Consider the following 8942-nt stretch of genomic DNA (forward strand, 5'->3'; position numbering starts at 1 on the left):
GGATAGGTGTTGGAACAGTCCCCATCCTGCCGCAATTCCAACTACCTTTGAAGAGGGCTGAGCAGGCCTGCAGACTCTAATGCGTCTGGTGCCAGGACCGGTCCTGGGACTCCTGGACCCAGGACTCCGCCGGGCCAGCTTCCACACGGGCCGCATCCGTCAACCAGATGGTGCTGTCCGGGTCCCAGCCCGCGATGACGGTGGCCGTGCCGGGGCTGACCGGAAGCGCGCGCCCTGCCCCGCTGAGGTAGCCCAGGACCGTCAGATGCACGGCGTCCCACTCCTCCGCCACGCGTTCCCAGTCGGGGATCACCCACCGCCCATCGCGGCCGGTGGTACGGAACCAGTCATGGCGCCGGGACGCCGTGACGTCGAGCGGAAACGCACTGCACAGGGATGTCCAGTCCCGCGGGCTCCGGACCTCCAGTGTCCGGCCCGCACCACGGACAGGAATCGTGGTGGCAACCTCCCAGCCGAGCGAGTCCTCCACGAGGTTTAGACCCGCCGGAAGGCGGCCTACGGTTCGGAGGGCGCCGGGCGGAACGGACCACCAGCCTCCGGACACGGGGGCGTACGGGTCGGTGGGGAGTTCCTGCACCGCCCGTTCCTCCCCGTCGCGTACCCGCGCCACCCAGTCGGCCAGACTTGGCCGCACCGTCAACGGGGCCGGGTCCGCCGCCGACCGCCAGTCAACGGCCCATTGTTCGGGGCCGCGGCCCTCGTCCCACCAGTGGACTCCAGGTGCCATAAGGACCTGCCCGGCCAAGGGCCGCAGGGCCGCACGGATCACCGGCAGTCCTGCAAGCACGTCCTCGCCGTCGGGCTCCTGCCAGTACCTTGCGGAATCAACTGATCGCTCAAGGGTCTCCTGCAGCAGCGAGTCCGTAAGCCCGGTCAGATCCAAGGCCGCGAGCCCGGCTGCCACCCCCTCAGGTGACGGACTGAACCGGGGACCTCCGGCGTCGTCCGCGGAAACAGCGGTGAGCAGCACCCGGGAGGTTCCACGGCCAGAATCAAGACCGTAGCCAAGCTGGAAGACCATCAGCCTGATGTCAGGGTCCAACTCCATCGCCAGCTCGAGGCACAGCCGCCGTCCCCGCGGCCCCTCCAGAAGTGATTCCCCATTGAGCGTCATGAGCCCATCCTCGCACCCGTCTGATGCACTAATCGGCTGCCGGGACGTAGGCTCAGGAGCATGGCCCGATACTTTGATGTTCATCCCCACGATCCCCAGCCGCGCGCGATCACGCAGGCCGTCAAGATGCTGCTCGACGGCGGCCTGATCGCCTACCCCACGGACTCCTGCTACGCGCTGGGCGCGCAGCTGGGCAACAAGGATGCGCTGGACCGGATCCGGACCATCCGCAAGCTGGACGCCAAGCACCACTTCACCCTGGTCTGCAAGGATTTCGCCCAAATGGGCCAGTTCGTGAACATCGGCAACGACGTGTTCCGCAGCATCAAGGCCGTCACGCCAGGCAGCTACACGTTCATCCTCCCGGCCACCAAGGAAGTGCCGCGCAGGCTGCTGCATCCCAAGAAAAAGACCGTGGGCGTGCGGATCCCGGACAACCGGGTGGTTCAGGCCCTGCTCGCTGAGCTGGGCGAACCGATCCTGTCCAGCACGCTGCTGCTGCCTGACGAAGAGGATCCGTTGACCCAGGGGTGGGAGATCAAGGAGCGGCTGGACCACGAGGTGGATGCCGTGATCGATGCCGGCGACTGCGGATCGGAGCCCACCACGGTAGTTGATTTTTCCAGCGGTGTGGCCGACGTGGTGCGCCGCGGCGCGGGAGATCCGTCCCGGTTCGAATAGGCGGCCCCTCCGGACTTAGTCCGGTTTGCGTGCCCTGCTCGGCTGCACGCGGGGCGGCTCGCCCGGCATCTTCGGATAGTCGGGCGGGAACGGAAGTTCACCGAGCCCTGACTTCACATCGCGGTCCCACCACCCCAGCAGCGTCTCAAGGGTGCCGGGGTTTGCGTTCATGTCCGCCCACGGGTCGCCTGCGGTTTTCAGCCGGTCCGGGACGGTGAGGATGGTGAAGTCCTTCGGGTTGATGCTTTCCAGCTCGTCCCAGGTGACAGGGCACGAAACCGGGGCGTGGGCCAGTGCCCGGGGGCTGTACGCGCCGGCGATGGTCCGGTCCCGGTTGGCCTGGTTGTAGTCCAAAAACACCTTCTCCCCGCGTTCCTCTTTCCACCAGGCCGTGGTGACTTTCCCGGGCATCCGGCGTTCCAGCTCCCGGGTGGCGGCGATCACGGCATGCCGGACCTCCAGGAATTCGTGCAGCGGCTCAATGGGCGCGTAGACGTGGAGCCCGCGGTTGCCGGAGGTCTTGATGAAGCAGTCCAGGCCTGCCTCCCCCAGTACCTCCTTCAGGCCGAGTGCGGCGGGCACGGCGTCGTCAAAGTCGGTGCCTGGCTGGGGGTCAAGGTCGATGCGGAGCTGGTCCGGGTTGTCTGTGTTCTCCGCGCGGGAGGGCCACGGATGGAACACCACCGTGTTCATTTGGACGGCCCAGACGGCGGCGGCAGGCTCGTCCAGCACCAGCATGGGATGCGAACGTGCGCTGGGAAAAGTCACCTTCACCGTGCGGACGAACTCCGGGGTTCCCTTGGGCGGGTTCTTCGAGAAAAACTGGTCGCCCTCAACGTTGTCCGAGTACCGCTGCAAGGCAACGGGCCGGCCGCCGTTGGCAGCGATGAACGCCTCCCCCACCGCAACCGTGTAGCGAGCCAGGTCAAGCTTGGTCAGTCCCAGTTCGGGCCACAGAACCCGGCTGGGGCTGGAGATGCGCATCTCGCGCTCGCCGTTGGGGCCCGGGACAGTGAGGGTGGTCTGTTCGCTCGCCATGGGGACAACCTACCCCACTCCCCTGCATTGGTCCGGCATGATGGAACCATGCCCGCAGAAGAAGCCCCGGTCACCATCCACGTCGGCGACCTTGACGTCTCCGGGCTGTACGCCCGTCCGGCGCGCCCCTTCGCCACCCTGGTCCTTGCCCATGGTGCAGGCGCGGGAATGGAGCACCCCTTCATGGGCGGGTTCACCCGGGCATTGAACGACGACGGCGTTGCCACCTTGCGCTTTAACTTCCCCTACCGTGGGGCGGGCAGGAAGTTCCCGGACAGGCCGCCGGTGGCGATCGCCACGTGGCGCGCTGCCATGGACGAGGCCGCCCGCCAGGCGCAGTCCCACGGCGATACGGGACCGGTCTGGGCTGCCGGCAAATCGTTCGGGGGGAGGATGGCCTCCATGGCCGTGGCGGAGGGAATGGACGCTGCCGGGCTCATCTACCTCGGGTATCCGTTGCACCCGCCAGGCAAGCCTGAGAAGATCCGCGACGAACACCTCTATGGCCTCACGCGGCCCATGCTGTTCCTGCAGGGCTCCCGCGACACCTTCGCAACGCGGGAACTCCTGGAGGGCGTGGTGTCCCGGATTGGTCCGTCAGCGGTGCTGCAGTGGATCGACGGCGGCGACCATTCCTTTGCCGTGGCAGGAAAGAAGCGTGACGCCGCGGAGATCGGCGCGTCCCTGGCGCCGGCCGTCGCGGACTTCATGCGGCCCCGCGGCTAAACTATTGATCAAGCGGCGGCCTCGTACAGCACTGGCGGCCAACAGTGGGTGAGTCTCGCCACCCTGCCCGGGCTGTCAGGAGCACCGTCGTCGGCCACATTGGCCGGTGACCTGGCCCGAAACGGCACAATGTGCGGCGTGTCCGTGTCAAAGTGCCCCAGTTCGGCCACTGCGGCCGCGCCGTCGACAAGCCGCCGGTCTCACATCCTGGCTTTGGTCCTCGCGGTTGCCTGCGCCGTCCAAGGGTCCTCCGGCCAAGGATGCCGGGGATAGCGGCCGCGCATCTCGGCCCGCACCTGCGCGTAGGGCCCGGACCAGAACGACGCCAGGTCGTCTGTCACCGCGAGCGGCCGCCGCGCCGGGGACAGGAGGTGGAAGAGGACCGGGACCCTGCCGTCCACCAGCCGCGGCGTCTCGGCCCAGCCGAAGCACTCCTGCAGCTTGACCGCCACAACGGGCCGGCCGCCGTCGTCCGTGTCCGGTCCCCGGTCCCCACCCGGTTCTTCCGCCACGTCGGGGTAGTCGATCCGGACCATCGATCCGCTGGGCACCTTCAGCGCCTCCGGTGCCAGCTCGGCCAGGCGGGCGGCCTCCGGCCAGGGCAGCAGCCGCCGCAAGGGATCCGTGAGGTCAATGCCGCTGACGGCAGCGCCGCCGGCCAGTTTTTCGAGCTCGGGCCCCAGCCAGGTGTCGAGGGCCGCCAGCAGCGCCCGCTCGGACACGTCAGGCCATGGCGCGCCAAGTTCGCGGTGCAGGAGGGCTAGCCTGCGGCGCAACGCGTCTGCCGCCGTCGACCATCCAATGACTCCCAGCCCTTCCCCGGACAGCGCGCGGGCCACTGCGGACCGGCCCTCCGCGGGCGACGGCCGGACCGGGGTGGAGGACAGGCTGATGGCCCCCAGCCGCCGTTCCCGCCTGGCCGTGACCCTGCCCTGACCGAACTTCGCTTCAACCGTTTCGGCGAGCAGGTGCCCGGCGGCTGCCTGGGCCAGGTCGGCCGTCAGCGGGGCGGCGGAACGTATCAGCGCACCGGTCCCGGCGGCGTCCCGGCCCGCGGCACGCGACACTTCCGCCACGGCCAGCCATTCATACCCGGACAGCGGGCTCCCGGCCGGCAGACCCGCCCGGGTACCGGAGGACAGCAGGAAGCGCGCCGCCCCCTCCCCCGGCACCCGGCGTGCCACCCGGTCCGGGAACGCCAGCGCAACCACAACGCCCAGGGACTCGGCTGCGGAAACCGGAGCAGTGATCACCGAAGGGCCGACGGCGGCGCTTTCCTTGCGCGCGATGGTTTCCAGCCGGCGGACGTCTTCCGTCCAGCGCCGGGCTGAAGGCTCCCTGCCTGCTCGGAGGGAGGACAGGAGGGCGGTCAGGTCAGCCCCCGGGGCCCGCTGGTCCCCTGCCACAAGCGCCACCGCTTCAGCGGCCGCCTGCGGGCCCACGGCCACGGCACCGTCCAGTAGCGCGCGGGCCAGCCTGGGATCGGCCGGGACCCTTGCCAACGTTCGGCCGAGCCGGGTGGGGCTCCCGTCCCCTGCCACGGCACCCAGTTCCCGCAAAACCTCGACGGCCTCTGCCATGGCCGCGGCGGGTGGTTTATCCGGGAGGGCCAGCCCTTCGCCCCCGGGCGAACCCCAGCAGGCCAGCGTCAGCGCTGCGCCCGTGAGGTCCGCGACGTTGATTTCGGGTGTGACGTGCGCCGGAGCTGCACCGTAGCTTTTTTGGTCGTAGCAGCGCACTACGCGCCCCGGTCCCTGCCGCGCCGCACGGCCGGCCCGCTGTTCCGCGGAGGCCCGGGAACAGGAGACGGTCACCAATCCGGACATCCCCCTGGCGGCATCCCGTCGGGGTTCCCGGGTCAGTCCGGAGTCGATGACCAGCCGCACGCCGGGCACGGTCAGGGACGATTCGGCGAGGTCGGTGGAAACGATGATGCGTGCCGGGCCACCGGGCCGGCGTCCGGATACGGCCCTGTCCTGTTCGGCCGGGCCGACCTGGCCGTGCAGCTCCAGCACTTCGGTTCCGGGGGCCGCCCTGCCGCGGAGCCGGCCCGCAACATACGAGACTTCCCAGGCCCCCGGAACGAACACCAAGGCATCGGTGCCGGCATCACGTAGCAGTCCGGCTGCGTGGGCATTCGCCGCCGTGTCCGCCACATGGTCCAGGAACCCGCGTGCCACGCCTCGGCCGTCCAGGCGTGCGGCGGCCGGCGGAGCCCACTGAACCTCCAGGGGGTACAGGGCTGACGGGCAGTCGACGACGGGAGCCGGACCGCCGCCGTCGGGCTCTCCTCCTCCACTGCCAGGGCCGCCGAGCAGGGCAGCGAACCGCGGCGCGTCCACGGTGGCGGACATGGCCACCAGGGTGAGATCCCCGCGGAGCTGACGGACCTCGCCAAGCATGCCCAGCAGCAGGTCGGTCTCCAGACCGCGTTCGTGCACCTCGTCCAGGATGACGGCACCGGTGCTCTCGAGCCCGGGGTCATCCAGGAGCCGGCGCAGCAGGATTCCCGGAGTCACAAACTCCACCAGCGTGCGGGGTCCGGCCCGGCGTTCGCCGCGGACGGTGTACCCGACGCGGTCCCCCACCGGTGTGCCGTCCAGGGCAGCCAGGCGCCGGGCCGCCGCACGGGCGGCAACGCGCCGGGGCTGGGTGACCACCACCCGCAAACCCCCGGGGCCGGCGTGAAGGCCGGGGCCTGCTGCGAGGTTGGCGAGCAGCGGGGGGACCAAGGTGGTTTTGCCGGTACCCGGCGGAGCCTGGACCACGGCGGTGCCTGCCGGCCCGGCCGCCCGCAACACCCCGGCCAGCTCGGCAAGGGAGGCCTCGAAAGCCAGCCCTGCGCCGATCGCCTGCAGGTCAAAGGGGCCGTGCCCGGAAGCGCCGTGTGAAGCGTCAGCCGCGGCGGCGCCCGGGTTGCTCGGAGAAGTCACCTGTCCATTGTCCCCGCTATCCGCCGAGCGTCGTGAACCCCATGAGCATCCGTACCGGCGGATGCGTCAGACTGGAAGTCAACAACCATGAAAGCAGGACCCCCTTGATTCACCTCCAGCAGGACTCCGAAGGCTTCATTCGCATGAAGCGGCACTTTCCCGCCACCGCTCCTGTGACCCTCACCTTCACCGACGGCTCACAGGAAGAATTCAAGGGCAGCAGGCTCAACGAGATCTACGATGAAGCCTTGGCCGTGTACCGCGCCCAAAACCAGCTGGACGCCAAGGGCTTTTCACGCGGGCCGAAGAAGAAGGTGCAGACCGCAATCGAGTTCGTTGCCGTCCGTCCCGGAATGAGCCGGTAGCACCCTACCGTTCCGGTTTGACCACCATCGCCGACCCGCCGCCGCGCCGGGCAGGTTCAGCCGCCGCCTCCATGCGCCCGTTCCGGCCGAACTCGATGGCCGTGGCGGCACCGATCTCCGCCGCCGACGTGAAGGCGTCCCCGGCGGGCACCAGTTTGTGCCCGAACGGGGCCAGCCCGATGCCGTAAGCACTGATGAAGCCGGGCTCGGCCGTGACACTGGCGGTGTTCCGCTGCGACGCGCGCGGCGCCGCAATGGAGTCGGACACGCTCATGCCCAGGTCCACGCGGTTCAGGATGGTCTGCAGGACGGTGGTGATGATGGTGGATCCGCCGGGTGAGCCGAGGGCGAGGAACGGCTCGTCATCCTTGAGGATGATGGTGGGCGACATGGACGACCGGGGCCGTTTGCCCGGTTCCACCCGGTTCGGGTCCGCGGGGTTCGTGGAGTCGTAGGAGAAGTCAGTCAGCTCGTTGTTCAGCAGGAACCCGCGGCCCGGAACCACGATGCCCGAACCGCCGGTCTGCTCGATGGTGAGGGTGTATTCCACCACATTGCCCCACTTGTCGGCGACGGTCAGGTTGGTGGTGGAGAGGTTTTCGGTGTCCGTCTCGTGGGCAGCCAGCGCGGGGGTCACCGGGCAGACGCCGTCGTAGGTTGACACGTCCCCTGCCGGAACAGGCTTGGCAGCCGCCGTTGCCGGATTGATGGCGCAGGAGCGTTCCTTGCCGAACAGCGGATCGGTCAGGGCGGCCGTGGGAACGTCCACAAATGCCGGATCGCCCACATACTTCCCGCGGTCTGCGAACGCCAGGGCGGTGGCCTCAAGGTAATGGTGCAGCGCCGCCGGCCTCGACATCCCGCCCAGGTTGAACGGTTCCAGGATGTTCAGCGCCTCCCCTACCGTGGTGCCGCCGCTGCTGGAAGGCGCCATGCCGTACACGTCGTAGCCGCGGTACTCAACGTGGGTGGGGTCCTGGTCCAGCGTGGTGTACGCGGCGAGGTCCGCCGTCGTCAGGTAGCCGGGAAAGGCCGGGATGCTGGTGCCCGGGGCGCTGGCCGGGGGCGCCCAGGCGGGGTCCTTCGGCGGGGCCTGGACGGTGGCTGCCATCTCTTCGGCCAGCGCGCCGGAGTAAAAGGCGTCCGTTCCCTTCCTGGCGATGAGGCGGTAGGTATCGGCGAGGTCGGGGTTGCGGAAGACGCTTCCGACGGCGGGAGCGTCGCCACCGGGCAGGAAAAGGTTCCGGGTCGGGGTGAACGCCGAGAACCGCACCTTGTTGTCCAACGTCTGCTGCCGGAACGTCTCGTCCACCACGAAGCCGTCCTCCGCCACCTTGATGGCCGGTTTCAGCGCTTCGTCAAGTCCCAGCGTGCCCCAGCGCGTCAAGGCCCTTTCCCAAGTGGCGAGCGATCCGGGAACCCCTACGGAGACGCCGCTGGAGACGAGCTCGGCGAAGGGGTAGGGCTTTTTGGTGGCGGCATTGATGAACGCGTTGGCGGGCATCCTCTCCGGGGCGGTCTCACGGCCGTCAATGGTCTGGACCTTGCCGGTCCCGGCGTCGTAGAAAACGAAATAGCCGCCGCCGCCAATCCCGGCACTGTACGGTTCGGTGACTCCCAGGGTGGCGGCCGCGGCCACTGCGGCGTCCGCTGCATTGCCTCCGTGGCGGAGAACCTCAAGTGCTGCCGCGGACGCGTCCGCGTCAACACTGCTCACGGCACCGCCGTACCCGGTGGCAGTGGGTGATTTTCCAGGGTGCAGGCCGCCGTCCGCGAAGGCGGAGGTACCCGTGCCGCCTGCCGTCACGCTCAAAGCCAGGACGGCCGTGACGGCAGCCACTCGACGTCGCAAAGTAGGCATGATGCTCCCTCGTCAAAATTTTTGCGAAGTGTGGTTTGCGTCAGATTACTCCCCCTCCCTGCCACTCTCAAGGGCGCGCGTTGACTCATAGAAAACCTCCGCGTAGCCGGATACGTTGCCTCAATTGAAAACCTCCGCGTAGCGGCGTGGTTTCCGGCGGTGGCAGCGGATGCGGGTTATGCCCGTTTTCATGGAGCTCACTA

Annotated in this window: 7 protein-coding genes; 3 read left to right on the top strand and 4 right to left on the bottom strand. The window is 68.8% G+C overall.

Going from position 1 to position 8942, the window contains the following annotated elements; genetic code table 11:
- Positions 1–76 precede the first annotated feature (76 nt).
- Positions 77–1135: a hypothetical protein gene (locus tag PY310_RS14135; RefSeq protein WP_275215096.1), complete on the bottom strand. Its 1059-nt coding sequence runs from the start codon at positions 1133–1135 to the stop codon at positions 77–79.
- A 60-nt stretch (positions 1136–1195) separates the two neighbouring features.
- On the opposite strand from PY310_RS14135, the gene PY310_RS14140 reads away from it, so the two are divergent.
- Positions 1196–1816: an L-threonylcarbamoyladenylate synthase gene (locus tag PY310_RS14140; protein WP_275215097.1), complete on the top strand. Its 621-nt coding sequence runs from the start codon at positions 1196–1198 to the stop codon at positions 1814–1816.
- A 15-nt stretch (positions 1817–1831) separates the two neighbouring features.
- Here PY310_RS14140 and ligD read toward each other — a convergent pair whose 3' ends face one another.
- Positions 1832–2854, bottom strand: a complete 1023-nt coding sequence (ligD, locus tag PY310_RS14145) for a non-homologous end-joining DNA ligase (protein WP_275215098.1) — start codon at positions 2852–2854, stop codon at positions 1832–1834.
- A 48-nt stretch (positions 2855–2902) separates the two neighbouring features.
- Here ligD and PY310_RS14150 point away from each other — a divergent pair, with 48 nt between their 5' ends.
- A complete protein-coding gene (locus PY310_RS14150; RefSeq protein ID WP_275215099.1) occupies positions 2903–3580 on the top strand; it encodes an alpha/beta hydrolase family protein in 678 nt (225 codons plus the stop codon).
- A 200-nt stretch (positions 3581–3780) separates the two neighbouring features.
- Here PY310_RS14150 and hrpB read toward each other — a convergent pair whose 3' ends face one another.
- Positions 3781–6513, bottom strand: a complete 2733-nt coding sequence (gene hrpB / locus PY310_RS14155; protein WP_419095492.1) for an ATP-dependent helicase HrpB — start codon at positions 6511–6513, stop codon at positions 3781–3783.
- Positions 6514–6617: 104 nt separating this feature from the next.
- Here hrpB and PY310_RS14160 point away from each other — a divergent pair, with 104 nt between their 5' ends.
- Positions 6618–6878, top strand: coding sequence for a hypothetical protein (locus PY310_RS14160; RefSeq protein ID WP_275215100.1), 261 nt, complete (start codon positions 6618–6620; stop codon positions 6876–6878).
- Positions 6879–6882: 4 nt separating this feature from the next.
- Here the strand turns inward: PY310_RS14160 and PY310_RS14165 are convergent, their stop codons facing one another.
- Positions 6883–8739, bottom strand: a complete 1857-nt coding sequence (locus PY310_RS14165) for a gamma-glutamyltransferase family protein (protein ID WP_275215101.1) — start codon at positions 8737–8739, stop codon at positions 6883–6885.
- Positions 8740–8942: the final 203 nt, after the last annotated feature.

Origin of the sequence: Pseudarthrobacter naphthalenicus (assembly GCF_029076445.1) — a bacterium.
GTDB lineage: Bacteria > Actinomycetota > Actinomycetes > Actinomycetales > Micrococcaceae > Arthrobacter > Arthrobacter naphthalenicus.

What these genes read in the sequence shown, in the direction of transcription:
- PY310_RS14165 (WP_275215101.1), bottom strand. Translation starts at nt 8,739, where the DNA reads ATGCCTACTTTGCGACGTCGAGTGGCTGCCGTCACGGCCGTCCTGGCT.
- ligD (WP_275215098.1), bottom strand. Translation starts at nt 2,854, where the DNA reads ATGGCGAGCGAACAGACCACCCTCACTGTCCCGGGCCCCAACGGCGAG.
- PY310_RS14140 (WP_275215097.1), top strand. Translation starts at nt 1,196, where the DNA reads ATGGCCCGATACTTTGATGTTCATCCCCACGATCCCCAGCCGCGCGCG.
- PY310_RS14135 (WP_275215096.1), bottom strand. Translation starts at nt 1,135, where the DNA reads ATGACGCTCAATGGGGAATCACTTCTGGAGGGGCCGCGGGGACGGCGG.
- PY310_RS14150 (WP_275215099.1), top strand. Translation starts at nt 2,903, where the DNA reads ATGCCCGCAGAAGAAGCCCCGGTCACCATCCACGTCGGCGACCTTGAC.